This is a genomic window from Halomonas sp. E14 (assembly GCF_052568415.1).
This window is the reverse complement of record NZ_CP199423.1, coordinates 2,714,039-2,740,285: the sequence shown is the minus strand read 5'-3', so window position 1 is coordinate 2,740,285 and position 26,247 is coordinate 2,714,039. Positions and strand designations below refer to the sequence as shown.

Genomic DNA, 26,247 nt, shown 5'->3' with positions numbered 1-26,247 from the left:
TTGATCTCACGCTTCGTTCTTCCACACTAGGAGCATGACCCGGCCGTCGCGCCGGGTCATCAGTGCCAGGGAGGACACAGTGAGATGCTAGGACAAGGCCTGGCGGAAATGTTCAGACGCCTGCTGCGTGCCGTTGCCCGGCCGATGAAGCGGGATCGCGGGCGCGGTGGCTATGTGGTACACCCCTACCGCGGGTACGGGGCCCACGGCGAGGCCCTGCTGATGGGACGGGTGTTTCGCCAGTCGTCGCTCGGCGGTTGGGTGCCACGCTACGGCGTGCTGCGCGACCTGTCGGACGTGGCGCGGCGCATCGCGCGCCGCGGCATGCCCGAGGTCACCGTCGAGATCACCCTGGGCGACAACGTCACCACCGTAACCACCGACCGCGACGGCTACTTCGATGCGCACCTGCCGCTAGTGCACCCCCTGCCGCAGGATACCGCCTGGCATCATGCCGAGCTGCACGCGGTCATCCCCGATGCGCCGCCCATCTCCTCCTTCGTCGAGGTCTATGTGTCGCCGCCCGAGGCCGACCTGCTGGTGATCAGCGACATCGACGACACGGTGATGTACACCGGCGTGGCCAACAAGCTGCGCATGCTGCATCGGCTGTTCGTCAAGCAGGCACACCAGCGCATGGCCTTTCCCGGCGTGGCGGCGTTCTACCAGGCGCTGCATGCAGGTGAAAGCGGCCAGGCCAAGCGGCCGATCCTCTATGTCTCTCGCGGCCCCTGGAGCATTTACGAGATGCTTGAGGAGTTCTTTCAGCTCAATCGTATCCCCGTCGGCCCGATCCTGTTCCTGCGCGAATGGGGCATCTCCTGGCGCAAACCCTGGCCGCGCCGGGCCGAAGACCACAAGTACGACCTGATCCAGCAGATGCTGTCGATGCGCGACGACCTGCCGTGCGTGCTGATCGGCGACAGCGGGCAGCACGACCCCGAGGTCTATGCGCGCATCGTGCATGAATTCCCTGAGCGGATTCGCGCGGTCTACATTCGTCGCGTCGAACGCAAGCCCGAGCGCGAGCGCGCCATCAATGCCCTGCGTGAAGAGCTTCGCCACACCGGCTGCGAGCTGGTGCTGGCTGCCGACAGTGCGGCCATGGCGGAGCACGCCTTGCGCCAGGGGCTTATCGCCGAGAGCGGACTGGAAGCCGTGCGGCGCGAATCGGAAGCCTGACGTCCCGCCGCGACTCGCTGTTGCGGTGTTAGCGAAAGTTGTTGGTCGGTGACCATTTCTTGCGCTTTTGCACAATACCCTGCGCTCGATATGGCCGACGCGGCGGGCGTCGGAGCAAGCCTGTGCTGCAAGAGGTGACCGGCAATGACCACTATCGTATGGGATGGAACGACGCTCGCGACGGACTCGCTGATCAGTGTCAACGGCTCGACCTACAACCATGCCCAGAAGCTGTTTCGGCTCGATAACGGCGAGTGGGTCGCCTTTGCCGGCGAACAGCAGGAGTGGTGGGAAGTCCTGGAGTGGCTCAATGCCGGTGCGCCGCGCAACGACAAGCCCCATGTGTCGCGGGTCGAGATGATCATCGCCGGGCCCGACGGCGTCTTTGAGATGTTCAACAAGCTGGTGCGCATCCCGGTGAAGGGCCCCGTGGCCTACGGCACCGGCTGGAAGTGGGCGCTGGCCGCCATCGACCACGGCAGGAGCGCCGTCGAGGCGGTCGAATACGCCGCCACCCGCGACCACGATACCGGTGGGGAGGTGCAGTCGGTGGTGCCCTTGGTTCAGTCGGCGGCCGTGCCGTTCAAGACCCTGCTGCGTGAGGTAGAAGCGGCGCCGGCCGCGCTCTGAGCAGGGCTCGGCAGCATGAACCCGGCCTGGCAGGCCGGGTCCAAAGCGGGTAACGTGCCGTTTCGCCGACTGCCGGAGTGCCGCTTCATGATCGTGCTGCTGATCGCCTTCCTGCTGGCCATCTTCATCCTGCCCAACCTGTGGGCGAAGTGGGTGCTCGCACGCCATTCGAAGGGGCGCGACGACTACCCCGGCACCGGTGCCGAGCTGGCCGACCATCTGCTGCGTCGGTTGGGCATCGAGGGGGTCAAGGTGGAGATGACCGAGCAGGGCGACCACTACGACCCGGAGGCGCGGCGGGTGCGCCTCTCTCGCGAGCACTACGAAGGCCGCTCGCTCACTGCAGTGACCGTGGCTGCCCACGAGGTCGGCCACGCCATCCAGCACCACGAGGGCTACGCGCCGCTGACCGCCCGGGCGCGCATGGTCGGTGTGGCCCAGCGCGCCGAGAAGTTGGGAGCGCTGCTGATGATGGCCGCCCCCTTCCTGTTCATCCTGACCCGCCTGCCGGGCGGCATGGCCGTGGTGATCGCCATGGCGGTGATCAGCTTCGGCACCGCGGCGCTGGTCCACCTGGTGACCCTGCCGGTGGAGTTCGACGCCAGCTTCAATCGCGCCCTGCCGCTGCTGCGCGAATATGTCCCCCCTTACGACATGCCCGGCGCCCGCCACGTGCTCACCGCCTGCGCCTTCACTTATGTTGCCGCCTCGCTGGCCAGCATCCTCAATCTGGGGCGCTGGCTAGTGATTCTGCGCCGCTGATTTCCTGCCGGCAGGCACGGCTGAGCCAGGCGGCCTGCGGTCGAACGCCGTAGCGGCAGGCAACGCCTGGGCTAGCCTGGCTTGTTGGCCAGAACCACGGCGCGGCGCGGTGCCGGATAGCCCTCGCGGGTTCGCGTCGGGTCTTGTGGGTCGAGGAAGTCGGCCAGCGACTGGAAGGTCATCCACTCGGTAGAGCGCTGCTCCTCCAGGGTGGTGAACGCTTCGTCCACCACCCGCACGTTGATGAAGCCGCAGCGCTCGAGCCACTGGCACAGCGCCAGGGACGACGGCAGGAAGTAGACGTTGGGCATGGCGGCGTAGCGCTCGCCGGGCAGCAGCACCGTGGTGGCGTCGCCTTCCACCACCAGCGTCTCCAGCACCAGCTCACCGCCGGGGCGCAGGGCGTCCCTGAGCTGCAGCAGATGCTCCAGCGGGGAAGGGCGGTGGTAGAGCACGCCCATGGAGAACACCGTGTCGAAGAACTCGAGCCGTTCGGGCACGTCCTCGATGCCCACCGGCAGGAAGTGGGTGCGGCCGCCGTCGGCATTGCCGACGAAGTGGCGCAGCGCCTGGAACTGGTAATAGAAGCGCGGCGAGGGGTCGATCACCAGCACGAAGGTGGCACCGGCGCCGGCCATGCGCCAGGCGTGGTAGCCGCTGCCGCCGCCCACGTCGAGCACCCGCCTGCCGCGCAGGTCGGTGAGGTGCGGTGCCACCCGCCGCCACTTCCAGTCGGAGCGCCACTCGGTGTCGATGTGAATGTCGGCGAGCCGGTAGGGACCCTTGCGCCACGGTGCGAGCTTGCGCAGCAGGTTTTCGCACTGGCGCTGCCGGCTGTCGTCGAGGGGGCAATCCACCGTCACGGTATCGGCGTTTAGCTGGACGTCACGAGCCTCGGGCAGGTCGGGCAGCTTGGCCACCGCCTTCTCCCAGGCCGGCAGATCGCCATGACGCTTGCGGTCGAGGCCGCGGGCCAGCTGTTCCGGCAGGCGGGCGAGCCAGGAGTCCAGCCCCTGATCGATGAAGGCGCGATAGAGCGGGCGGTGTTCGGCAGGGATCGCCACCTCAGGCCTCCTTGAACGCGATCAGCGAGGCGAAGTTGAGGTACTGGAACCAGGTCAGAGAGCGCGGGAAGCCGGCCCGCGCCAGGCGTGCATGGTGGGCTTCCAGGGTGTCCGGCACCAGCACGTTCTCCAGCGCCGTGCGCTTCTGGCTGATCTCCAGCTCGCTGTAGCCGTTGGCGCGCTTGAAGTCGTGGTAGCGCTCCACCCGCCAGGCGTTGTCGCGTTCGTCGGGGTCGACCACCTTTTCCGAGAGCAGCAGTACGCCGCCCGGTTCCAGCGCGGCATAGAGTCGAGCGAGCAGGGCTTCGCGATCCTCGGGGGGCAGGAACTGCAGGGTGAAGTTGAGGATCACCATGCCGGAGGGACGGTAGTCGAGGGAGCGAATATCGCCCTCGATCACCTCGATGGCGTGTTCGGGACACTCCGCGGCGAGGGTCTCGCGGGCACGCTCCACCATGGCCGGGGAGAGGTCCACCGCGGTCAGCCGGAAGGCGTCCGGCGGCAGCTGGCCAGCCAGGGCCAGGCTGGCGGCCCCCAGCGAGCAGCCCAGGTCGTAGACATGAGCGCCGTGGCGCAGGTGGCGGTCGGCGATCAGCCCCAGCATGCCGAGTATCTGGCCGTAGCCCGGCACCGAGCGGCGGATCATGTCGGGAAAGCAGGCCACCACCTGCTCGTCGAAGGAGAAGCGCGCCACCCGGTCGAGGGGTGTGGAAAAGATCGCGTCGCGATAAGATGCGTTACTCATGGGCAAACCGGTCACCTGGAACAGGCACGCATTCTACGCGTGCCGCCGGTCGGCTGCACGGATGAGACCGCCTGCACCTCGCAGCGTAAGCGTTGCGGCGGCATGCGCCTGTAGATTTACAAGCAGAAACAGGTCTAGCCTGTGAGGCGATGGACACGCCGCCCGACCCCCCGGCGGCCGCTCCGAGCAATGACGTCAAGGAGGATTGACATGAAGCACACCCCTATCGACCAGACTGCCACCTGGAAGCGGCTGGCCGAGCATGCGCGTGAAATGCAGGGAACCCACCTGCGCACGCTGTTCCTCGACCAGACCCGCGGGCGTGGCTTCACGCGCCAGGCGGCAGGGCTGACCCTCGACCTGTCCAAGCAGCGCTGGAGCGACGCCACGCTTGCGCTGCTGCTCGAGCTGGCGCAGCAAGCCGGGGTAAAGGAGGGCGTGCAGGCGCTGCTGAGCGGTGCTCATGTCAATGTCAGCGAAGACCGGCCCGCGCTGCACACGGCGCTGCGCCTGCCGCGGGAAGCGTCGCTGACGGTAGACGGGGAGGACGTGGTGCCCGGTGTGCATGCCACCTTGGATCGCATGGCCAGCATGGTGGAGCGCTTCCACAGCCGCCAGTGGCGAGGCGCCACTGGGCGTCCGATCCAGGATGTGGTCAATCTTGGCGTGGGCGGCTCCGACCTCGGCCCGCTGATGGTGACCCACGCGCTGGCCGACTGCCGCCCGCGTGATGCCCACCACGTGGATGTCCATTTCGCCTCGACCATGGATGGTTCCCAGCTTGCCGACTACCTCAACCGCTTCAATCCCGAAACCACCCTGTTCGTGATCTCGTCGAAGTCGTTCACCACCATCGATACGCTGTCGAACGCCCGCACCGCTCGTGACTGGCTGCTGGCGCGGCTGGTCTACGACGGAATCCAGGGAGTCGATGAAGCCATGGTGATGCGCCAGCATTTCATCGGCGTTTCGGCCAAGCCCGACAAGATGTGCGAGTGGGGTATCGCCGAGGCCAACCAGCTGCTGTTCTGGGAGTGGGTAGGGGGGCGCTACTCGCTGTGGGGGGGCATCGGCCTGCCCATTGCGCTGCTGATCGGCATGGCACACTTCCGCGAGCTGCTGGCGGGTGCCCACGCCATGGACCGCCACTTCGCCGAGGCGCCCCTCGGCGACAACCTGCCCGTGCTGCTGGCGCTGGCAGGGATCTGGAACGTCAATTTCCTCGACATCCGCGCCCATTCGATCCTGCCCTACGACGGCCGCCTGGAGCACTTCGCCGCCTATCTCGAGCAGTTGGAGATGGAGTCCAACGGCAAGTCGGCCACCCACGAGGGTCGCCTGGTCGACTACTCCACTTGCCCGGTGCTGTGGGGCCAGCTCGGCCCCAATGCCCAGCACGCCTTCTACCAGCTGCTGCACCAGGGCACTCAGCCGGTGGTATGCGATTTCATCGCGCCGCTGCGCCGCTATGATGACGTCGAGGACACGGCAACCCGCGATCATCTCAAGGGGCAGCACCGCCTCACGCTGGCCAACTGCTTCGCCCAGTCGCGCCTGCTGATGCTCGGCGACGACGCCATCGACGAGCCGGGCGAACGACCGGGGCACAAGCGCTACCGCGGCAACCAGCCCTCCACCACGCTGCTGCTCGATCGTCTCACTCCGGCCTCTCTGGGTGCCTTGATCGCCCTTTACGAGCACAAGGTGTTCGTGCAGGCCACTATCTGGGGCATCAACCCCTTCGACCAGTGGGGCGTGGAACTTGGTAAGCAGATCGCCGGGGAAACCGAGCGCATGCTGGCCGAGCGTGGCGGCCACGACGCCATGGACGCCTCCACCCGTGGTCTGATCGAGGCCGTGTGGCGGGCCGAAGAGGAAGGCCATGCCTGATGCGGGATCTGGGCTGGTAATGCATACAGTGCTTTCGGTATGCTAGGCGCCGCCTGGTCCACGCCGCGTGCCACCGGGGTGCTCTACCTGCACGGCTTCAACAGCGGCTATGGTTCGCCCAAGTCGGCGCTGATGCGGGCCGCCTGCGCCGAGTTGGCGCTGCCCTGCGAGACACCGCAGCTGCCGCATCGGCCGAAGGCGGCACTGGCCCTGGCCGAGGACCGCCTGGCCGGGCTGGGAGCGCAGCCGCTGGTGGTGGGCAGCTCCATGGGCGGTTTCCTGGCCACTTGCCTGGCAGAGCGCCACGGGCTCATGGCGGCCTTGATCAACCCGGCGGTGACGCCGGCGGCGCTGGTCGCGGAATGGATGGGCAAGGCGTTCCTGAACGAGCACACCGGCGAGCACTTCGTCATCGAAGCGGCGCATCGCGAGGAGCTCGAGGCGCTGACGCCGCGCAGCGTGTCGCCGTCGCGCTACCTGCTGCTGCTGGGCAGCGCCGACGCGACGCTCGACCCTGCCGATGCCTTTGCGCTCTACCAGGGCGCACGTACCGTCATTCACCCCGGTGGCGATCATGTCTTCACGGTGCTGGCCGACTACCTGCCGGCCATCCTGGCCCATGGCGGGCACAGTCTGCCCCGGCGGCCTGCCGCGCTGCCGTGAGCTGCTGGGTTCGCTCCCGGCCCGGCTCCCGGCAAGACCGGGCAGCGTACTAGCAGCACGACCGAACTCTGCAACGGCGACGGAACACGCATGACACAGTACAGTGCCAGCTCAATCGAAGTACTCTCCGGTCTCGATCCGGTGCGCAAGCGCCCCGGCATGTACACCGACACCACCCGCCCCAACCACCTGGCTCAGGAAGTCATCGACAACAGCGTCGACGAGGCACTGGCCGGCCACGCCCGGGAAGTCAGCGTGCGTCTGCTGGAGGATGGCGGTATCGAAGTGGCCGACGACGGCCGCGGCATGCCGATCGACATCCACCCCGAGCACGGCGTCTCCGGGATCGAACTGATCCTCACCCGGCTGCATGCCGGCGGCAAGTTTTCCCAGTCCAGCTATCGCTTCTCCGGCGGCCTGCACGGCGTCGGCGTGTCGGTGGTGAACGCCCTGTCGCGGCGCCTGGAGGTCGAGGTGATGCGCGACGGCGCCCGCCATGCCATGGCCTTCGAGCACGGCGACAAGGTCTCGGAGCTGGCCGAGATCGGCAGCGTGGCCAAGCGCACCACCGGTACCCTAGTGCGCTTCTGGCCCGACGAGTCCTACTTCGACAGCCCGAAACTGGCCATGGGCCGGCTCAAGCACCTGCTGCGGGCCAAGGCGGTGCTGTGCCCGGGGCTCAAGGTCACCCTGGTGGAAACCGACGGCGCCGAGAGCGTGTGGCAGTATGAGGACGGCCTGCGCGACTACCTGGCCCAGGCCACCGACGGCTTCGAGGTGCTGCCGGCTTCGCCCTTGATCGGTCATTTTGCCGACGACGAGCAGGCGGTGGACTGGGCGGTGCAGTGGCTGCCCGAAGGCGGCGAGACGCTGATGGAGAGCTACGTCAACCTGATCCCCACGCCCCAGGGCGGCACCCATGTCAACGGGCTGCGCTCGGGGCTACTCGAGGCGCTGCGCGAGTTCTGCGAATACCGCAACCTGCTGCCGCGGGGGGTCAAGCTCACTGCCGAGGACCTGTGGGAGCGCGTCGCCTACGTGCTGTCGGTGAAGATGCTCGACCCGCAGTTCGCCGGCCAGACCAAGGAGCGCCTCTCTTCGCGCACGGTGGCGGCATTCGTCTCCAGCGTGGTGAAGGACGCCTTCTCGCTGTGGCTCAATCATCACGTCGACCAGGCCGAGGCCCTGGCCGAGCTGGTGATCAGCGCCGCCCAGCGGCGCCAGAAGAGCGCCAAGAAGGTGGCGCGCAAGAGGGTCACCGCCGGCCCCGCGCTGCCCGGCAAGCTGGCCGACTGCTCCGGCCAGGACCCGGCCCAGAGCGAGCTGTTCCTGGTCGAGGGCGACTCGGCCGGCGGCAGCGCTAAGCAGGCGCGCAACCGCGAGACCCAGGCGATCCTGCCGCTGCGCGGCAAGATCCTCAATACCTGGGAGGTCGACAGCCACGACATCTACGGCTCCCAGGAGGTCCACGACATCGCCGTGGCAGTGGGCATGGACCCGGGCAGCGACGATCTCAGCCAACTGCGCTACCACAAGATCTGCATCCTCGCCGACGCCGACTCCGACGGCCTGCACATCGCCACGCTGCTGTGCGCGCTGTTCGTGCGCCACTTCCCGGCGCTGGTGGATGCCGGCCACGTCTACGTCGCCATGCCGCCGCTCTACCGCATCGACCTGGGCAAGGAGGTGCACTACGCCCTGGACGAGAGCGAGAAGGCGGCCATCCTGCGCCGCCTCGAGGGCAAGCGCGGCACCCCCAACGTGCAGCGCTTCAAGGGCCTCGGCGAGATGAGCCCGCTGCAGCTGCGCGAGACCACCATGGCGGTGGAGACCCGCCGCCTGGTACAGCTCACCCGCGAGGTCGGCGACGGCACCATGGAGATGATGGACATGCTGCTGGCCAAGAAGCGCGCCGCCGACCGCAAGAGCTGGCTGGAAGATTATGGCAACCTGGCGGACATCGAAGTCTGAATGCATGAGCCTTTCTGCGCTCGAAGCGGCTCGCAGCAAAAGGTGTTGGGGTGACCGATGCGAGCGGCGCCGGGAACAGGGCGGAGCGGAGGTCATTTGCCATGGATGGCAAATGTAGCGCCCAGGGACGGGTTCACAGCGCCTCCGCGAAGGCCTGTTGCCGGTCAAGCCGCGGTTTGAGGCCGGCGAGATTGCCAGACTCTTGGAGGCGTAACCCGATGAAGAAAGAGGTCGATCAATGACCATGGATATTCAGGTGGCGGAGGGCGACGTCGAGCGCCTCTCGCTGCGCGAATACACCGAGAAGGCGTACCTCGACTACTCGATGTACGTCATCCTCGACCGGGCGCTGCCGCACATCGGCGACGGCATGAAGCCGGTGCAGCGGCGCATCGTCTACGCCATGCGCGAGCTGGCGCTGAACGCCAGTGCCAAGTACAAGAAGTCGGCGCGTACCGTCGGCGACGTGCTGGGCAAGTTCCATCCCCACGGCGACAGCGCCTGCTACGAGGCGATGGTGCTGATGGCGCAGCCGTTCAGCTACCGCTATCCGCTGGTAGACGGCCAGGGCAACTGGGGCAGCCCCGACGATCCCAAGTCGTTCGCGGCGATGCGCTACACCGAGTCGCGGCTCTCCAGGTTTGCCGAAGTGCTGCTCGCCGAGCTGGGCCAGGGCACCGTCGACTGGACCCCCAACTTCGACGGCACCATGAACGAGCCGGTGGTACTGCCGGCGCGTCTGCCCCACGTGCTGCTCAACGGCGGCACCGGCATCGCCGTGGGTATGGCCACCGACATCCCGCCGCACAACGTGAACGAAGTGGTCGAGGCTACCTGCCACCTGCTGCGCCATCCCGAGGCCACCACCGCCGAGCTGATGCAGCACCTGCCGGCGCCGGACTTTCCCACCGCGGCGGAGATCATCACGTCCCGCGACGACCTGCACAAGCTCTACGAGAGCGGCCGCGGCTCGGTGAAGCTGCGCGCACGCTACGTGATGGAAGAGGGCAAGGTGGTGGTCACCGCGCTGCCCTACCAGGTCAGTGGCTCCAAGGTGCTCGAGCAGATCGCCGCCCAGATGCAGGCCAAGAAGCTGCCCATGGTCGACGACCTGCGCGACGAGTCGACCCACGAGGAGCCGACCCGGCTGGTGATCGAACCGCGCTCCAACCGCGTCGACATCGAGGCGATGATGGCGCACCTGTTCGCCACCACCGACCTCGAGAAGAACATTCGCGTCAACCTCAACGTGATCGGCCTCGACGGCCGGCCGCGGGTGATGCCGCTGCCGGACATGCTGGGTGAATGGCTCACCTTCCGGCGCAAGACGGTGCGTCGGCGCCTGGAGCATCGCCTGGGCAAGGTCGAGGACCGCCTGCACATCCTCGAGGGCCTGCTTGCCGCCTACCTCAACATCGACGAGGTGATCCGCATCATCCGCGAGGAGGACGAGCCCAAGAGCGCGCTGATGGCCGCCTTCGGCCTCTCCGACCGCCAGGCCGAGGCCATCCTCGAGCTGCGTCTGCGCCACCTGGCCAAGCTCGAGGAGATGAAGATCCGCGGCGAGCAGGACGCGCTCGAAGCCGAGCGCAAGCGCCTCAAGGCGCTGCTCGGCAGCGAGGCCAAGCTCACCGACCTGATCGAGGAGGAGCTGCGCGAAGCGGCCCGCGAGCACGGCGACGAGCGCCGTTCGCCCATCGTCGAGCGCGAGGAGGCCAAGGCACTCTCCGAGGTCGAGCTGATGGGCGCCGACCCCATCACCGTGGTGCTCTCCGAGAAGGGCTGGATTCGTGCCGCCAAGGGCCACGACATCGACCCGGAAGGACTCTCCTACAAGTCCGGCGACCGCTTCGCACTCGCCGCCCGCGGCAAGACCAACCAGCCGCTGGTGCTGCTCGACGACACCGGCCGTGCCTACACCCTGGCCGCCCACAACCTGCCCAGCGCCCGCAGCCAGGGCGAGCCGGTCACCGGCCGGGTCAACGTGGTGGCCGGTGCGCACATGGCCGGACTGATGCTGGCCCCGCCGGAGAGCCGCTACCTGCTGGCCAGCGACGGCGGCTACGGTTTCGTGGCCAGGCTCGAGGAGCTGATCGGCAAGAACAAGTCGGGCAAGGCGGTGCTCTCGGTGCCCACGGGCTGTCGCGTGATGGTGCCGGTGCGCGTACCGGAAGGCGAGGAGATCTGGGTGGCGGCGGTCTCCAACGAGGGCCGGCTGCTGCTGTTCCCGCTGGCGCAGCTGCCCGAGATGGCCAAGGGCAAAGGCAATAAGATGATCGACATTCCCGGGGCGCGCGCCGCGCGGCGCGAGGAGCTGATGCGCGATGTGGTGCTGCTGCCGGCGGGTGCCGCGCTGGTGGTGCATGCCGGCAAGCGTCATCTCACCCTCAAGGACGCCGATCTGGATTATTATCGCGGCGAGCGCGGCCGGCGCGGCAGCAAGCTGCCCCGCGGCCTGCAGAAGGTCGATCGTTTGGAGAGTGGTGAATGACAAGACGACTGCTGATTCGCGCCACCGGCGCGGCACGCCCCGGCCAGCTGGCCGGCCTGGGCCAGGCCATGGCGCGCAGCGGCGCGCGGCTGCTCGACATCAACCAGAGCGTGACCTTCGGCATGGTCTCGCTGGAGGCGCTGGTCGGCCTCGACCACGACAGCGACCTCGAGGGAGCCCTGGCCGAGGTGGGCGACAGCCTGGGTCTCGACGTGCAGGCGATCCAGGTCAGCGCCGAGGACTACCAGCGCTGGAGCGCCCACGCCAGTGAACCGCGGCTGATCCTGACGCTGCTGGCACCGCACCTGCCCGCCGGCATCCTGGCCGAGGTGGGGGCGCTGACCGCCGAGCACGGCCTTACCGTGGAGCTGATCCATCGTCTCTCGGGCCGTGAACCGCTGGACGGCGGCGTGCCGCGCTTCGGCTCCTGCGTCGAGTGCTGGCTGCGCGGCGACGAGGTCGACCTCGACAGCCTGCGCGAGAAGGCCCTGGCGCTGGGGGCCATGCACGGCGTCGACATTGCCCTGCAGGAGGATTCGATCTGGCGCCGCCACCGTCGCCTGGTCTGCTTCGACATGGACTCGACCCTGATCCAGGCCGAGGTGATCGACGAGCTGGCCCGTCGCCACGGTGTCTACGAGGAAGTCGCGGCGGTCACCGAGCGTGCCATGCGCGGCGAACTCGATTTCCAGCAGAGCTTCCGCGAGCGCATGGCCAAGCTCAAGGGGTTGGACGAAGCGGTGCTGGCCGAGATCGCCGAAGAATTGCCGCTGATGGATGGCGTCGAGCGGCTGATGAAGCACTTGAAGCGCCTGGGCTATCGCACTGCGATCCTCTCCGGCGGCTTCACCTACTTCGCCCGGCATCTGCAAGAAAAGCTCGGCTTCGACGAGATCCACGCCAACGAACTGCTGATCGAGAATGGCAAGGTCACCGGCGAGGTGAGCGAGCCGATTTTGGATGCCAGCCGCAAGGCCGAGCTGCTGCGTGAGATCGCCGCCCGCGAGGGGCTCGCCATGGAGCAGACCATCGCCGTGGGCGACGGTGCCAACGATCTCAAGATGCTGGCAGCCGCCGGCCTCGGCATCGCTTTCCGCGCCAAGCCCCTGGTGCGCAGCCAGGCGCGCCAGTCGATCTCGACGCTGGGCATCGACGCCGTGCTCTACCTGATGGGCTATCGCGAAGGGGATCTGGAGGACGACAGTCGCGCGGGTTAGGCGACGAAAGGGGTAAGGAGAGGGCACTGGTGTCGCGGTGGGAAGTGGCGTACTTTCGAAGAACCCCATTGAATCGGAGGTCGCCATGGCCCAAGCGCATTTCTCCGCCGAGCTGCTGGACGAGCTGAACCTGCTCTGCCTGTACAACCTCGATACCACCCAGGCAGGCCTCAAGGTGCATGCCGGTAGCGCATCTCCCGGCGCCGTGGCTGCCGCCGAGCGGCTGTATGAGAAGGGCTTGGTGACCCAGGCCGACGGTGGCTACCTGACCCCGCGCGGGCGCGAGGCCGCCCACCACGCCCAGGAACTCACCGGACTGCTGGATCCTGCCGAGCTGACCACCTGAGCTCACTCCGATCCGCCCAGAACGACGAAGGCCGCCCGAATGGGCGGCCTTCGTGCGTCGGGCGCTCGGGCGCTCGGGCTCAAGTATTTAACACCACGCCGCCGTTGAGGTGCAGCGTCTGGCCGCTCATGTAGGAGGATTCCTCGCAGGCCAGGTAGACGTAGGCCGGCCCCATCTCGGAGGGCTGGCCGGCGCGGTTCATCGGCACCTGGCCGCCGAAGGAGGCAACCTTCTCGGCGTCGAAGCTGGCCGGGATCAGCGGCGTCCATACCGGTCCCGGCGCCACGGAATTGATGCGAATCCCTTTCTCGGCCAGTGGCACCGCCAGCGAGCGCACCAGGCCCTGGATCGCGCCCTTGGTGGCGGTGTAGTCGATCAGCGTCGGGTTGCCCTTGAAGGCGTTGATCGACGAGGTGCAGATGAAGCTGTCGCCCTCGTGCATGTGGGGAAGGGCCGCCTTGGTCAGGTAGAAGTGGCTGAACACGTTGGTCTGGAAAGTGCGCTGCAGCTGATCCGGGGGAATCTCGGTGATGTCGTCCCAGTCGTACTGCTCGGCGGCGTTGTGTACCACGATATTGAGCTTGCCGAACTCGGCGAGCGTCCTGTCGACGATATGGTCGCAGAACGACGGCTCGCCCACGTCGCCCTTGAGCACCAGGCAGCGACGCCCCTCGGCCTCGACGAGTTGCTGGGTGTCGCGGGCGTCGGTGTCCTCTTCCAGATGCACGATGACGCAGTCGGCGCCCTCGCGGGCGTAGTGCACCGCCACGGCGCGACCGATGCCGCTGTCGCCGCCGGTGATGATCGCCACCTTGTCCTTGAGCTTGTCGGCGCCGCGGTAGCTGTCGCGGATGTACTCCGGCTGCGGATCCATCTTGTACTCGGCGCCGGGCTGGTGGGACTGCTCCTGTGGGGGTTGCTTCTCATCGCTCATGTGCCGGACTCCTTTTCCTTTGCACGTGATGACTAGAAAGTAGGCAGGAGGGGGGAAGCAGGACAAGGCAGGGAGCGTGAATAAAGGTATCGCTGTCGTAATAAGCGGTGACCTAGTGCCGCCTGCTGCGGGTGCGCCCCTGGAGGTTTGCTCGTGCTACCATCACGCCGCCCGCCACTGGCCAAGGCGCCTGGGCAAGCCGTGCAAGGCGGCCTTTCCGTTTCCTGTTATTGAGTGCTTCGAGACAATCTAATGAGCGCTTCCTTCGATACCTGGCGCAATCGCTTCGAGCGGCTGCGTGCCAACAAATTGTTCGAACTCACGGTGATAGCCATCATCGTGCTGTCAGCCCTGCTGATCGGAGCGAGAACCTACGAGGAGATCTCGCGATTCCAGCAATGGCTGCTGGTGCTCGACGTGGCCGTCACGGTGTTTTTTCTGGTGGAGATCCTGATCCGCATGGCGGCGGAGCGGCGCCTGCTGGACTTCTTCAAGAAGGGCTGGAACGTCTTCGATTTCCTGATCGTCACCGCCAGCCTGATCCCCATGGACGACTCGGAGATGGTGCTGCTGGCGCGGCTGCTGCGCATCTTCCGCGTGCTGCGTCTGGTGTCGATGATCCCCGAGCTGCGCATGCTGATGGCGGCGCTGTTCAAGTCGATCCCGCGCATGGGCTATGTGGCGCTGCTGATGTTCATCATCTTCTACATCTACGCTGCGGTGGGCAGCTTCCTGTTCAGCGACGTCGACGAGCGGCTGTGGGGCAACATCTCGCTGGCCATGCTGACGCTGTTCCAGGTCGCCACCTTCGAGAGCTGGGCCACGGCGGTGCTCTATCCCACCATGGAGTACTACCCCTATGCCTGGATCTTCTTCCTCACCTTTATCTTTCTCAACGCCTTCATCTTCCTCAACATGATGATCGGCATCGTGCTCGACGTGATGCAGAAGGAGAGCATCCAGATCGAGCTTGAGAGCGGAGAGGGCGAGGCCGCCGAGCTGCACGGACTGCGCAACGACGTGCGGGAGTTACGCGATCAGCTCACGCGGATGGAGGCGATGCTCGAACGGCACGGAAAATAGCGCTTCCGCTATGCTCGAATGAGGGGCTCGATGGCCGAGCCAGGTGGCAAAAGGAGAGTAAGGGATGACCGATCATTCAGCCGCGGGGGTGCGTAGCTTTCTGCCACCTTATCTGCTTGAGCGCGTTGCCACCAGCGGCTCAATCCATCAGCGGCAGTGCGCCCGGCAGACCCTGCTGGCCGACAGCCACTTTCGCGCCCGGGCCGGCAGTGTTGCCCTGCCGCAGGGCAGCGCCCGGCGCGGCGAGTCGGCTCGCTATGTCCACTCCGCCGAGCAGCATCAGGTGCTGCCCGGCCGGCTGGTGAGGCGTGAAGGGCAGGAAGAGAGCGGCGACCCTGCCGTCGACGAGGCGTATCAGGGGCTGGGAGCGACCTACCGGCTATTCTGGGAAGTCTACGAGCGACACTCAATCGACGATGCCGGCATGGCGCTGCTCGCCACGGTTCACTATGGTCGTGACTACGAGAACGCCTTCTGGGACGGCCGTCAGATGGTATTCGGTGACGGCGATGGCGAACTGTTCAACCGCTTCACCATCGCCTCGGACATCATTGCCCACGAGTTGACCCACGGCGTCATCCAGCACGAAGCCGCACTGGCCTATGCGGGGCAGTCTGGGGCGCTCAACGAGTCGCTATGCGACGTGTTCGGCAGTCTGGTCCGGCAGCGTGAATTGGGGCAGAGCGTCGACCAGGCGGACTGGCTGATTGGCAAGGGGCTGTTCACCGAGCGGGTCGCCGGCCGCGCCCTGCGCTCCATGGCCAGGCCAGGCACCGCCTACGACGATCCGCTGCTGGGACGCGATCCGCAGCCCGGTCACATGGAAGCTTTCGTGGTCACCGAAGCGGATCATGGCGGGGTGCACATCAACTCGGGCATTCCCAATCACGCCTTTCATCTCGTGGCCATGGCACTGGGCGGTCATGCCTGGGAGCGGGCCGGGCGGATCTGGTACGACACCCTCGTCGATCGCCGCCTGACTCAGGACAGCGACTTCGTCACCTTCGCCGCGCTGACCCATGACAACGCCGAGCGTCGCTATGGTGCCGCAAGCCGGGAGGCGACCGCCGTGCGCGAAGGCTGGCGGCGCGTGGGGGTGTCGCCGTGAGCCAGCCTCCGCCGCTGACACCGGCCAGTGTGGTTTGGCTGCGCCGGGAGGGGGGCGTGGCGCATTTCCCCGGGCTGGCGCGCCCACGCTGCATCCGCTGTGCCCGCGTCAGTGAGGCGCAGCGCGACGAGCTCTGGCGCCTGCTGTCCTGTGCAGAGGCCGGAGCGGGGCTGGAAGAGGGGCCCGGTGCCGACCGGCGCCGCTTCTGCCTGAGCGTGGAGGATGCCAGCGGTACCACTCTTTGGGGGCTCACCGTGGCCGAGGAGACGGTACCGCCGGCTTTGATCGAGTGGTGGCGGCGGGCCGATGACGAAGCCAAAAACGAGGGCGACCCTTGACAAGCATCACGCAGGCTGATTTTCTAGAGGGCATGAACACGACATTTTGCTACCTCAGCCTGAACCTACGACTACTACCCGGCCTTTGAGCGTCGGGCGATGCGCTGCGCATCGCGTTTTTGTCCAGGTCAGTCGAGGTACCGAGATGTCCACCAACCGAATTGCTTTCCGCTACGTACGCCGTTTTGCCGTGACCGTGTTTGCCGTGACGGTAAAAGATTGCGTGCGCCGTTCCGTCTATCGCCACGACGCCCCGGTATGCTCCATGCAGCCGGGGCGTCGTCGTTTCTGAATGCCGCCTATCAGAGCCGCCAGCTAGGGAGACCACCGCCATGATGCTCGACAACCCCGCCGCCAAGTACCGCCCCTTCGTCGCCGTCGATCTGCCCGACCGACAGTGGCCTAACCGACGCATCGAAACCCCGCCGCTGTGGTGCAGCGTTGACCTGCGCGACGGCAACCAGGCGTTGATCGATCCCATGGATCAGGAGCGCAAGCAGCGCTTCTTCGACCTGCTGGTGAGAATCGGCTTCAAGCAGATCGAGGTGGGTTTCCCCTCGGCCTCGCAGACCGACTTCGACTTCGTGCGCTCGCTGATCGAGAACGGCCGGGTACCGGATGACGTCACCATCCAGGTGCTGACCCAGGCGCGTCCGCACCTGATCGAGCGTACCTTCGAGTCGCTCAAGGGCGCCAAGAATGCCATCGTGCACGTCTACAACGCCACCGATCCGGTATTCCGCCGCGTGGTGTTCAACGTCAGCAAGGAGGAGTGCATCGGCATCGCGGTGGACGCCACCACCCAGATCCGTGAGCTGATGCAGGCGGCACCGGAAACCAACTGGACCTTCCAGTACTCGCCGGAGCTGTTCACCACTACCGAGATGGACTTCGCCAAGGAGGTGGTCGAGGCGGTGATGGAGGCCTATGGCGCCACGGCCGAGAAGCCGATGATCGTCAACCTGCCGGCCACGGTGGAGGCGGCCACGCCCAACAATTATGCCGATCAGGTCGAGTGGTTCTGTCGCAACGTGAAGAACCGCGATCACCTGATCGTCAGCGTGCATCCGCACAACGACCGCGGCACCGGCGTGGCGGCGGCGGAGCTCACCGTGATGGCCGGCGCCGACCGCGTCGAGGGCACGCTGTTCGGCAACGGCGAGCGTACCGGCAACGTCGATATCGTCACCCTGGCCATGAACCTCTACACCCAGGGCGTGCACCCGGGGCTCGATTTCTCCAACATCACGCCGATCATGCGTGAGGTGGAGTACTGCAACCAGTTGCCCGTGCATCCGCGCCACCCCTACGTGGGCGATCTGGTCTTCACCGCCTTCTCCGGCTCCCACCAGGACGCCATCAAGAAGGGCATGGCCGAGCGTCGCGCCAATCCGGAGGCCATGTGGGAGGTACCCTACCTGCCCATCGACCCGCTCGACGTGGGGCGCAGCTACGAGGCGGTGATTCGCGTCAACAGCCAGTCGGGCAAGGGTGGGGTCTCCTACCTGCTGGAGCAGGAGCACGGCATCGAGCTGCCGCGCCGTCTCTCCATCGAGTTCAGCCAGGTGGTGCAGGAAGTGGCCGACCGTACCGGGCGCGAGATCACCTCGCAGATGATCTACCAGGCCTTCGCCGACGAGTACCTGGCGCGCACCTCACCCTATGCGCTGGTCAATCACCGCCTCGCTTCCGAGGCCGATAGCCCCAAGGTCAAGCTCGAGGCCAGCATCGACGAGCACGGCGAGCGGCGCACCATCAGCGGCGAGGGCAACGGCCCGCTGGCAGCCTACATCAAGGCGCTGGGCGCGGCCGGCCATGACGTGGAGATCATCGATTACCACGAGCACTCCCGCGGCCAGGGCTCCGACGCCGAGGCGATCGCCTACGTGGAAGTGCGCATCGACGGCAAGGCGGTGTTCGGCGTGGGCACCGATGAGAGCATCACCAGCGCCTCGATGAAGGCGGTGATGAGCGCCATCAACCGCCACGTCTCCACCCAGCCGGCGGCGGCCAACGTAACGGCGGAGAGCTTGGCAGACGTAAAGTAACCGCCCTGGCCTCGCAGCTTGATCGGCGACAGGTCTACGAGGAGGCGCTGTAAACCCATCCCTGGGCGCTACTTTTTCCTTCCCTGGAAAAAGACCTCCTCTCCGACCTGTCCCCGACGCTGCTTGTGCCGTGGTTGTCGGCTACAGCGGCGTCTTGCTTGCCTCGCCGGGGATCTCCCTGACCAGGCGCGGCAGCAGGAAGCCGGGCAGTACCGTCCGCAGGCCCGCGACCAGTTCGCGGGCCTCTTCGTCGGGCACGTCGAAGTGGGCCGCGCCCGCCACCGAGTCGAGCACGTGCAGGTAGTAAGGCAGTACGCCGGCCTCGAACAGCCGCTCCGAGAGCCCGGCCAGCGCTGCGACCGAGTCGTTGACGCCGCGCAGCAGCACGCTCTGATTGAGCAGGGTAACCCCGGCCGCCTTCAGCCGTGCGCAGGCCTCGACTACCGCCTGGTCGATCTCCTGGGCATGGTTGATGTGCAGCACCATCACCTTCTGCAGCCGGGTGTTGCCGAGCCAGTCGAGCAGGGCATCGTCGACGCGGTCCGGGATCACCACCGGCAGGCGGGTGTGAAGGCGCAGGCGCTCGAGATGGGGAATCGCCTCGAGGCGTTCGACGAGCCAGGCCAGCTGGCGGTCGCTGGCGGCCAGCGGGTCACCGCCGGAGAGGATCGCCTCCCGAATGCTCGGGTCGCTGCGCAGCGTGTCCAGCGAGCCCTCCCACTGCGCGCGAGAGGGACTGTTGGCGTCGTAGGGGAAGTGACGGCGGAAGCAGTAGCGGCAGTTCACCGCGCAGGCGGGGCTCGCAATCAGCAGCACGCGGCCGGCGTACTTGTGAATCAGCCCCGGCCCCGGCGTGTGCGCGGCCTCTTGCAGCGGATCGGCCACGTAGCCGGGGACGCTCTCGCCCTCGGCGCTTAGCGGCAGCACCTGGCGCACCAGAGGGTCGTGGGGATCGCCGGGGCGCATGCGCGCCAGGAACGCCTCGGGCACGCGCACCTCGAACAGCGCGTGACCGCCCTCGGCGCCGGGCAGCCAGGTGTCGTCCAGCCCCAGGCGCCGGCATAGCTCGCGCGGGTCGCGAATCGCCTGCGACAGCTGGTTCTGCCAGGCGCTCTGCAGCGTCAAGGGCGTCACGTCAGCGCCCGGCGTTTCCGGTCTCTGCAAAAGGGCGGAGCTTCGGGTTATCATGCGGCACACCAGTCACAATGGGGCGAGGGTTCGATTCCTCGTCGTACGGTACGTTGCGCGTCCGGAGCCTACCGCGGCGCGCCCGATCATTCGAGAGGCAACATGGCTAGCTATTCTACCAACGAATTCAAGGGCGGTCTGAAGGTGATGCTGGACGGCGATCCCTGCGCGATCGTCGAGAACGAATTCGTCAAGCCGGGCAAGGGGCAGGCGTTCAACCGCGTGAAGCTGCGCAACCTGATCACCGGCCGCGTGTGGGAGCGTACCTTCAAGTCGGGCGAGAGCCTGGAAGGCGCCGACGTGGTAGACCTGGAAATGGAGTATCTCTACACCGACGGCGATATGTGGCACTTCATGAAGACCGACGGCTCCTTCGAACAGTACGCAGTGGAGAAGAAGGCGCTGGGCGACACCATCAAGTGGCTCAAGGAGCAGGTGGTCTACACCGTGACGCTGTGGAACGACAACGCCATCAGCGTTACGCCGCCCAACTTCATCGAGCTGGAAGTGGTCGAGACCGACCCGGGCCTGAAGGGCGATACCGCCCAGGGCGGCTCCAAGCCGGCCACGCTCTCTTCCGGCGCCGTGGTGCGGGTGCCGCTGTTCATCAACCAGGGCGAAGTGCTGAAAGTCGATACACGCTCTGGTGAATACGTCTCCCGCGCCTGATTTTACTGGAGCACGAGCGGCGTAGGGGACAGGTCGTAGAGAGGGTTTTTTGCCATGGATGGCAAAAATAGCGTACAGGGATGTATTTACAGCGCCCTCTCATAGACCTGTCGCCGGCCAAGCCGCGGTTCAACGTAGGCCACGCTATTCCGGCGTGGCCTTCATCATTGTGGAGACCGTGTCATGGCAACCGACTGGCGCCCCACGGCGAGTATCGAGACGCTGTGTGAGCGGGCGCGGCTGCTGGCCGAGGTGCGGGGGTTCTTCGCTGCGCGCGGTGTGCTGGAGGTGGAGACGCCGGTGCTAGGGCACGGCGGCAGCACCGACGTGCACCTGGCCTCGCTGTCGCTGGCGGCGACCACGCCGGCAGGGCGCGAGCGGCTGTGGCTGCAGACGTCGCCTGAGTTCCACATGAAGCGGCTGTTGGCCGCAGGTAGCGGGCCGATCTTCCAGCTGGCGCGCAGCTTTCGCGACGGTGAGGTGGGCGGGCGCCACAACATCGAGTTCACCATGCTGGAGTGGTATCGCCCGGGCTTCTCTCTCGACGAGCTGATCGAGGAGACCGTGGCGCTGATACGCCAGGTGCTCGGTACAGCACTGGGAAGGGAGGCAGGGTCGCTGCGCCGCCGGCGTTACCGCGAGTTGTTCCGCGAGGCGCTGGAGCTCGACCCCTTCGGCGTCGAGCTCGGTGAGCTGCGGCAATTGGCCGGCCAGCGCGGTGGGCTCGACATGGGCGATGCCGCCCGCGACGACTGCCTCGACCTGCTGATGAGCCTGGTCATCGAACCCACCCTGGGGCGCGAGGGAATCGACGTGGTGGTGGACTACCCGGCGAGCCAGGCGGCCCTGGCGCGGCGCCACCGCGACCCGGAGGACGGCGAGTGGGTCGCCTCGCGCTTCGAGGTCTATCTTGCCGGGCTGGAGCTCGCCAACGGCTACGACGAGCTCACCGATGCCGACGAGCAGCGTGAGCGTTTTTCCGAGGACAACGCCGCCCGGCGACAGCTGGGCCTGCCCGAAGTGGACATCGATCGGCAACTGCTGGCCGCGCTGGAGCACGGCATGCCGGCCGGCAGCGGCGTGGCGCTGGGCATCGACCGGTTGATTCAGCTGGCGCTAGGGAAAACGAGCGTGGCGGAGGTGATGGCCTTCGCCACCCCACGCTGCTGAAGGTGACTATACGAAGTCGGGCGTATTGCGCTGCGGGAAGCCACCCAGCGACTGACCCATGCTGACCTTGGTCTTGGGGGCCAGCGCGGCGTCGAAATCGACCTTGCCACCGAAGGCCAGCACCACCGTGGAGCCGAGCTTGAAGCGGCCCATCTCCGCGCCGCGCTCCAGGTGGACCGGCTGGTCGAAGCGGATGCGCTGCACCTGGCCCGAGAGCGGCGTGACCTGGCCGGCCCACACCGTCTCGATGGCGGCCACGATCATGGCGCCGACCAGCACCACGGCCATGGGGCCGTGCTCGGTATCGAAGTGGCACACCAGGCGCTCGTTGCGGGCGAACAGGTTGGGCACGTGGTCGGTGGTGGCGGCGTTGACCGAGAACAGCCGCCCCGGCACGTAGACCATCTCGGTCAGGGTGCCGGCCAGCGGCATGTGCACGCGATGGTAATCCTTGGGCGAGAGGTAGACGTTGGCATAGCTGCCGCCGCTGTAGCGCTTGGCTGCCTCGGCGTCGCCGCCCAGCAGGTCGATCATCGAGAAGCGGTGCCCCTTGGCCTGCAGCAGCTTGTCGGCCTCGACGGGGCCGAACTGGGACAGGTTGCCGTCGGCGGGGCACAGCAGGCCCTCGCCCAGGGGGCGGGCGTCCGGCTTCAGCTCACGGGTGAAGAAGTCGTTGAAGGTGGCATAGGCGGTGGGATCCGGCTCGGCGGCCTCGCCCATGTCGACCTTGAACACCTTGATGAAGGCGCGGATCAGCGCATTCTTGAGCCAGGCCACGCGGGTTTCGGCTAGGCAGCCCACCAGCCGCGAGAGCAGGTGATGGGGAATCGGATACTGGATCAGGGCGAAGAACTTGGCGAGAGACAAGGTTTGGAATTCCTGGCAATGAAAGCGGTATTTACTTCTCGACCGGCGTATCGTCGCGGTTGCCCCACTCCTTCCAGGAGCCGGCGTAGCCGCGTATCTTCTCGAAGCCCAGCGCCTTGCCCACCAGCCAGGTGAAGCCGCTGCGGTGGTGACTCTGGCAGTGAGTGACCACTTCCATGTCCGGGGTGAGCCCCAGCGCCTCGAGTTCGGTGATCAGCTCGGCGTAGTCGCGAATGCGCAGCGCACGCTCCTTGTCCATGGCCTCGGTCCACTCCATGTTGACCGCGCCGGGAATGTGCCCGAGCTGTCGGTTCTCGCCCTTCTCGCCGCGATACTCCGCCGGAGAGCGGGCATCCCATACCGCAAAGCCCTTTTCACCCAGCCGCTCCTGCAGCTCCAGCCGGTCGATGGCGACTTCGGGATGGAGAATTTCGGCCTCGTACTCGCTGGGCGTGGGTGCGCTCGGCTCATGGGAGACGGGCTGGCCGGCCTGGCGCCAGGCGTGGATGCCGCCGTTGAGGTAGGAATAACGGGTATGCCCGATCAGCTCCAGGGTCCACAGCAGGCGTCCGGCCCAGCCGCCGCCCTCGTCGTCATAGGCCACCACGTGGGTATCGCGGGTCAGGCCCAGCGACGAGAACAGCCGCGACAGCGCCTCGGGGCTCGGCACCTCGTTGGGCACCTCGCCCTCGCCGCGCATCAGGCGGCGAAAATCGAGGAATACGGCGCCGGGCACGTGGCCCTCGTCGTAGCTCTCCGACCTCAGCGGCACGTCGACGAGCAACAGCTGGGGATCGTCCAGATGCTCGGCGAGCTGCTCCGGTTCGACGATCAGCGGCAGCAGATTCTCTTCGGAACTCATGGCGCTCTCCTTATCTCATGGTCGCGATGCGGCCGAATCAGGTCTCGTTGAGACTATCGACGATATGGCGATAGCTGGCAAAACGCTGGGGATGAATGTCGCCGCGTTCCACGGCCTCGAGCAGGGCGCAGCCGGGCTCGTGGCGGTGGCTGCAGTCGCGAAAGCGGCAGCGGCCGAGGAAGTCGCGAAACTCGATGAAGCCTTCGGCGACCTGGCGTTCGTCCAGATGCACGAGGCCGAATTCGCGGATGCCGGGCGAGTCGATCAGCTCGGCGTCGTCGGCCGTCGGCAGCCGGTAGAGGCGCGCCGTGGTAGTGGTGTGGGTGCCCTTGCGCGAGTCCTTCGACAGCGCACCGATACGCAGCGACTCATCCGGCAGCAGCCGGTCGATCAGCGATGACTTGCCCACGCCGCTCTGGCCGACGAACACCGAGGTGCGTCCGGACAGGCGGTCCAGCAGGGCGTCGAGCCCCGCTTCGCCTGCCGTCGTCGAGGTTACCACCGGGTAGCCGAGCGCCTCGTAGCGTGCCAGCAGGGCGCGCAGCTCGCCGCCGCTGTCGGGCAGCAGGTCGATCTTGTTGAGCACCAGCACCGGTGCGATGCCGGTGGCCTCCGCCGCTACCAGGTAGCGGTCGATCAGGTTGGGGTGCGGCGCCGGCTCAACGGCGAAGACGATCAGGATCTGGTCGATGTTGGCCGCCACCGGCTTCAGCTGGCCGCGGGCGTCGGGGCGCTCCAGCACGTTCTGGCGCTCGCTGCGCGCCACCACCACGCCCTCGCTGACGTTGCCCTCGGCGTCCTCGGCGGCACGCCACACGACCCGGTCGCCGGTCACCAGCCCTTCGAGGTTGGCGCGCAGGTGGCAGCGCACCGTCGGCCCATGGCCGTCCCCCTGCACGTCGAGGGTACGACCGAAATGGGCGATGACTCGGCCGGACCGCTCGGGGCCGTACTCACCGGCGGCGAGCTTCTGCGAGTCCTTGGCGTCGAGCTGCTCGGCGCGCTTGGCCCGTTCGGCCTGTATCTTCTCGATGCGCCAGCGCTGCTGGCGGCTCAACTTGCGTTTGCTCATGGGCGCCCGAAGATCGTTACAATGAGGGCATTGTACTCAGCGTGGCCCGAGCTGTCCTGCCGCGCCCTTCAACTCTGGAGCCTGACCGATGCCCGACACTGCCGCGCCGCGCAAGGACCTGCTGGTGTGGATCGACCTCGAGATGACCGGACTCGACCCCGAGCGCGAGCGCATCATCGAGGTGGCCACCCTGGTCACCGACAACGATCTGAACCTGGTGGCCGAGGGGCCCGTGCTCGCGGTGCACCAGCCCGACGGCCTGCTGGCGGCGATGGATGAGTGGAACCAGAAGACCCACGGCGAGTCGGGACTCGTCGAGCGGGTGAAGCAGAGCCGAGTCGATACCGCCGAGGCCGAGCGGCAGACTCTCGAGTTTCTGAAGCGCTACGTGGTGCCCGGTTCCTCGCCCATGTGCGGCAACAGCGTGCATCAGGACCGGCGCTTCCTTGAGCGCGAGATGCCCGAGCTGCTGGTTTTCTTTCACTACCGCAACCTGGACGTCTCCACCGTCAAGGAGCTGGCCAAGCGCTGGAACCCGGGGGCGCTGGCCGGCTTCAGCAAGCGCAACACCCACCAGGCGCTGGACGACATCCGCGAGTCGCTGGCGGAGCTGGCGCACTACCGCACTACGTTTCTGCGCCTGGCCGGCAGCGAGCGCGACGAAGAGGAGTAGGAGCGCCCCTGGCTGGCACCACCAAGGGTGAGCGGCACCGGGGACAGCTCGAAGAGGAGGTCCTTTTCCAGGGATGGAAAAGGTAGCGCCCAGGGATGGGTTTACAGCGCCTCCTCGCAGGGCTGTCGCCGGTAAAGCCGCGTCCCACCAAGGTCAGACGCTTGCTATCAGTCGGTCACGCTTCTCACGCTGTCGCTCCAACGCCCAGCGGACGTGCTCGCGTACCAGATCGGAGGGGTAGGCGAGGCGGGCGCGCAGGGCCGCCTCCACGCTCTCGCTCCAGGGGGCGTTGCCCAGCCCCACCGCCAGGTTGCGCAGCCAGCGCTCGTAGCCGATGCGGCGGATCGGGCTGCCGGCGGTCTTGTCGAGGAACTCCTCCTCGCCCCAGGCGAACAGCGACACCAGGCTGGCGCGATCCAGGTCGTGGCGCGGGGCGAAGTCCTCCTCTTGCGTGGCGCGGGTGAAGCGGGTGAAGGGGCAGACCAACTGGCAGTCGTCGCAGCCGAACACGCGGTTGCCCATGGCCTCGCGATAGCGCTCGGGGATGGCGCCGAACAGCTCGATGGTGAGATAGGAGATGCAGGCGCGGGCGTCGACCACCTTGTCCTCGACGATGGCGCCGGTGGGGCAGGCCGTGCGACAGGCGCTGCAGCTGCCGCAGTGCTCGCGGTCGAAGGGCGGATCGACGGGCAGCGGCAGGTCGACGTAGAGTTCGCCAAGAAAGAACAGCGAGCCGGCCCGCGGGTTGAGCAGCATGGCGTTCTTGCCCACCCAGCCCAGCCCGGCCTTGCTCGCCAGGGCGCGCTCCATTACTGGCGCCGAGTCGACGAAGGCGCGATAGCCGAAGGGGCCGACCTCCTGCTCGATCCACCCGGCCAGCGTGGCCAGGCGCTTGCGCATCAGCTTGTGGTAGTCGCGGCCCACCGCATAGCGTGATACATAGGCCGTCTGCGGCTGCCCCAGCACCTTGGCGTTCTCCACCTCGGCCGGCAGGTAGTCCAACCGCACGCTGATCACCCGCAGCGTGCCGGGCACGAGTTCCTCGGGCCGGGTGCGCTTGGTGCCGTGCTTGGCCATGAAGCCCATTTCGCCGTGGTAGCCGGCATCGAGCCAGCGCTGCAGGTGGCGCTCGTCCTCGGCCAGGTCGACATCGGTGATGCCCACCTGCTGGAAACCGAGCTCGCGCCCCCAGGTCTTCAGGGTCGCGGCCAGCTCGGCCAGGGTGTCGACATCTAGGGGCGTGCGGGAGCTCATGATCGAGAAAAAACCGGGTA

25 protein-coding genes are annotated in these 26,247 nt (G+C 66.9%); 17 read left to right on the top strand and 8 right to left on the bottom strand.

The features are described 5' to 3' along the window. Nucleotides 1-84: 84 nt before the first annotated feature. The 3 genes from ACT7B3_RS12805 to ACT7B3_RS12795 all read left to right on the top strand — a co-directional run bounded on the left by ACT7B3_RS12805 (nt 85) and on the right by ACT7B3_RS12795 (nt 2,574). Nucleotides 85-1,182 (top strand): App1 family protein, encoded by a 1,098-nt coding sequence (locus tag ACT7B3_RS12805; protein ID WP_445158191.1) that lies wholly within the window; start codon nt 85-87, stop codon nt 1,180-1,182. 144 nt (nt 1,183-1,326) lie between these two features. Then, nucleotides 1,327-1,812: a 20S proteasome subunit A/B gene (locus ACT7B3_RS12800; protein ID WP_444677108.1), complete on the top strand. Its 486-nt coding sequence runs from the start codon at nt 1,327-1,329 to the stop codon at nt 1,810-1,812. An 87-nt stretch (nt 1,813-1,899) separates the two neighbouring features. After that, nucleotides 1,900-2,574: a zinc metallopeptidase gene (locus tag ACT7B3_RS12795; protein ID WP_445158880.1), complete on the top strand. Its 675-nt coding sequence runs from the start codon at nt 1,900-1,902 to the stop codon at nt 2,572-2,574. A gap of 71 nt (nt 2,575-2,645) precedes the next feature. Here the strand turns inward: ACT7B3_RS12795 and cmoB are convergent, their stop codons facing one another. After that, nucleotides 2,646-3,638 (bottom strand): tRNA 5-methoxyuridine(34)/uridine 5-oxyacetic acid(34) synthase CmoB, encoded by a 993-nt coding sequence (cmoB, locus tag ACT7B3_RS12790; RefSeq protein ID WP_445158190.1) that lies wholly within the window; start codon nt 3,636-3,638, stop codon nt 2,646-2,648. A gap of 1 nt (nt 3,639) precedes the next feature. Next, a complete protein-coding gene (gene cmoA / locus ACT7B3_RS12785) occupies nt 3,640-4,383 on the bottom strand; it encodes a carboxy-S-adenosyl-L-methionine synthase CmoA (protein ID WP_445158189.1) in 744 nt (247 codons plus the stop codon). A 210-nt stretch (nt 4,384-4,593) separates the two neighbouring features. Between cmoA and pgi the strand changes: the two genes are divergently transcribed. From pgi to ACT7B3_RS12755, 6 genes are all read left to right on the top strand, one after another. Beyond that, nucleotides 4,594-6,273 (top strand): glucose-6-phosphate isomerase, encoded by a 1,680-nt coding sequence (gene pgi / locus ACT7B3_RS12780; protein ID WP_445158188.1) that lies wholly within the window; start codon nt 4,594-4,596, stop codon nt 6,271-6,273. A 39-nt stretch (nt 6,274-6,312) separates the two neighbouring features. Beyond that, the gene (locus tag ACT7B3_RS12775; RefSeq protein ID WP_444677110.1) at nt 6,313-6,936 is read left to right on the top strand and encodes a YqiA/YcfP family alpha/beta fold hydrolase; all 624 of its coding nucleotides are present in this window, start codon (nt 6,313-6,315) and stop codon (nt 6,934-6,936) included. A 90-nt stretch (nt 6,937-7,026) separates the two neighbouring features. After that, on the top strand, nt 7,027-8,907 hold the full coding sequence (gene parE, locus ACT7B3_RS12770; RefSeq protein ID WP_445158187.1) for a DNA topoisomerase IV subunit B: 1,881 nt from the start codon (nt 7,027-7,029) through the stop codon (nt 8,905-8,907). A 238-nt stretch (nt 8,908-9,145) separates the two neighbouring features. Continuing rightward, a complete protein-coding gene (gene parC / locus ACT7B3_RS12765) occupies nt 9,146-11,398 on the top strand; it encodes a DNA topoisomerase IV subunit A (RefSeq protein WP_445158186.1) in 2,253 nt (750 codons plus the stop codon). Beyond that, entirely contained in the window at nt 11,395-12,615 is a 1,221-nt protein-coding gene (serB, locus tag ACT7B3_RS12760) for a phosphoserine phosphatase SerB (RefSeq protein WP_445158185.1), read from the top strand. Before parC ends, serB begins: the two co-directional genes overlap by 4 nt. 85 nt (nt 12,616-12,700) lie before the next feature. Next, nucleotides 12,701-12,961 (top strand): TIGR02647 family protein, encoded by a 261-nt coding sequence (locus ACT7B3_RS12755; RefSeq protein ID WP_086511902.1) that lies wholly within the window; start codon nt 12,701-12,703, stop codon nt 12,959-12,961. 79 nt (nt 12,962-13,040) lie between these two features. On the opposite strand, the gene ACT7B3_RS12750 is transcribed toward ACT7B3_RS12755, so the two are convergent. Next, nucleotides 13,041-13,895, bottom strand: coding sequence for an SDR family oxidoreductase (locus tag ACT7B3_RS12750; RefSeq protein WP_445158184.1), 855 nt, complete (start codon nt 13,893-13,895; stop codon nt 13,041-13,043). 252 nt (nt 13,896-14,147) lie between these two features. On the opposite strand from ACT7B3_RS12750, the gene ACT7B3_RS12745 reads away from it, so the two are divergent. From ACT7B3_RS12745 to leuA, 5 genes are all read left to right on the top strand, one after another. Then, nucleotides 14,148-14,978, top strand: coding sequence for an ion transporter (locus ACT7B3_RS12745; RefSeq protein WP_444677112.1), 831 nt, complete (start codon nt 14,148-14,150; stop codon nt 14,976-14,978). A gap of 64 nt (nt 14,979-15,042) precedes the next feature. Beyond that, complete coding sequence (locus ACT7B3_RS12740) at nt 15,043-16,086, top strand: M4 family metallopeptidase (protein WP_445158183.1); 1,044 nt, start codon at nt 15,043-15,045, stop codon at nt 16,084-16,086. Then, nucleotides 16,083-16,424 carry a protealysin inhibitor emfourin gene (locus ACT7B3_RS12735; protein WP_445158182.1) on the top strand — a complete coding sequence of 114 codons (342 nt, stop codon included), beginning with the start codon at nt 16,083-16,085 and terminating at the stop codon, nt 16,422-16,424. Before ACT7B3_RS12740 ends, ACT7B3_RS12735 begins: the two co-directional genes overlap by 4 nt. A gap of 145 nt (nt 16,425-16,569) precedes the next feature. Next, nucleotides 16,570-16,716 (top strand): hypothetical protein, encoded by a 147-nt coding sequence (locus tag ACT7B3_RS12730; RefSeq protein ID WP_445158181.1) that lies wholly within the window; start codon nt 16,570-16,572, stop codon nt 16,714-16,716. Nucleotides 16,717-16,756: 40 nt separating this feature from the next. Beyond that, nucleotides 16,757-18,472 (top strand): 2-isopropylmalate synthase, encoded by a 1,716-nt coding sequence (leuA, locus tag ACT7B3_RS12725; protein WP_445158180.1) that lies wholly within the window; start codon nt 16,757-16,759, stop codon nt 18,470-18,472. 141 nt (nt 18,473-18,613) lie between these two features. On the opposite strand, the gene epmB is transcribed toward leuA, so the two are convergent. Next, nucleotides 18,614-19,660, bottom strand: coding sequence for an EF-P beta-lysylation protein EpmB (gene epmB / locus ACT7B3_RS12720; protein ID WP_445158179.1), 1,047 nt, complete (start codon nt 19,658-19,660; stop codon nt 18,614-18,616). Between the two features lie 102 nt (nt 19,661-19,762). Between epmB and efp the strand changes: the two genes are divergently transcribed. Both efp and epmA read left to right on the top strand, forming a co-directional pair. After that, nucleotides 19,763-20,329, top strand: a complete 567-nt coding sequence (gene efp, locus ACT7B3_RS12715) for an elongation factor P (RefSeq protein ID WP_149327530.1) — start codon at nt 19,763-19,765, stop codon at nt 20,327-20,329. Between the two features lie 183 nt (nt 20,330-20,512). Beyond that, on the top strand, nt 20,513-21,499 hold the full coding sequence (gene epmA, locus ACT7B3_RS12710) for an EF-P lysine aminoacylase EpmA (RefSeq protein ID WP_445158178.1): 987 nt from the start codon (nt 20,513-20,515) through the stop codon (nt 21,497-21,499). 6 nt (nt 21,500-21,505) lie between these two features. Here the strand turns inward: epmA and asd are convergent, their stop codons facing one another. From asd to rsgA, 3 genes are read right to left on the bottom strand one after another with little or no spacing between them, the layout of a single operon-like run. Further along, a complete protein-coding gene (gene asd, locus ACT7B3_RS12705) occupies nt 21,506-22,366 on the bottom strand; it encodes an archaetidylserine decarboxylase (protein WP_445158177.1) in 861 nt (286 codons plus the stop codon). Between the two features lie 31 nt (nt 22,367-22,397). Continuing rightward, entirely contained in the window at nt 22,398-23,228 is an 831-nt protein-coding gene (locus ACT7B3_RS12700) for a sulfurtransferase (RefSeq protein ID WP_445158176.1), read from the bottom strand. 37 nt (nt 23,229-23,265) lie between these two features. Beyond that, nucleotides 23,266-24,300, bottom strand: coding sequence for a small ribosomal subunit biogenesis GTPase RsgA (rsgA, locus tag ACT7B3_RS12695; RefSeq protein WP_445158175.1), 1,035 nt, complete (start codon nt 24,298-24,300; stop codon nt 23,266-23,268). Between the two features lie 88 nt (nt 24,301-24,388). On the opposite strand from rsgA, the gene orn reads away from it, so the two are divergent. Further along, complete coding sequence (gene orn, locus ACT7B3_RS12690) at nt 24,389-24,973, top strand: oligoribonuclease (RefSeq protein WP_444677120.1); 585 nt, start codon at nt 24,389-24,391, stop codon at nt 24,971-24,973. 153 nt (nt 24,974-25,126) lie between these two features. Here the strand turns inward: orn and queG are convergent, their stop codons facing one another. Beyond that, nucleotides 25,127-26,227, bottom strand: coding sequence for a tRNA epoxyqueuosine(34) reductase QueG (gene queG, locus ACT7B3_RS12685; RefSeq protein ID WP_445158174.1), 1,101 nt, complete (start codon nt 26,225-26,227; stop codon nt 25,127-25,129). Nucleotides 26,228-26,247: the final 20 nt, after the last annotated feature.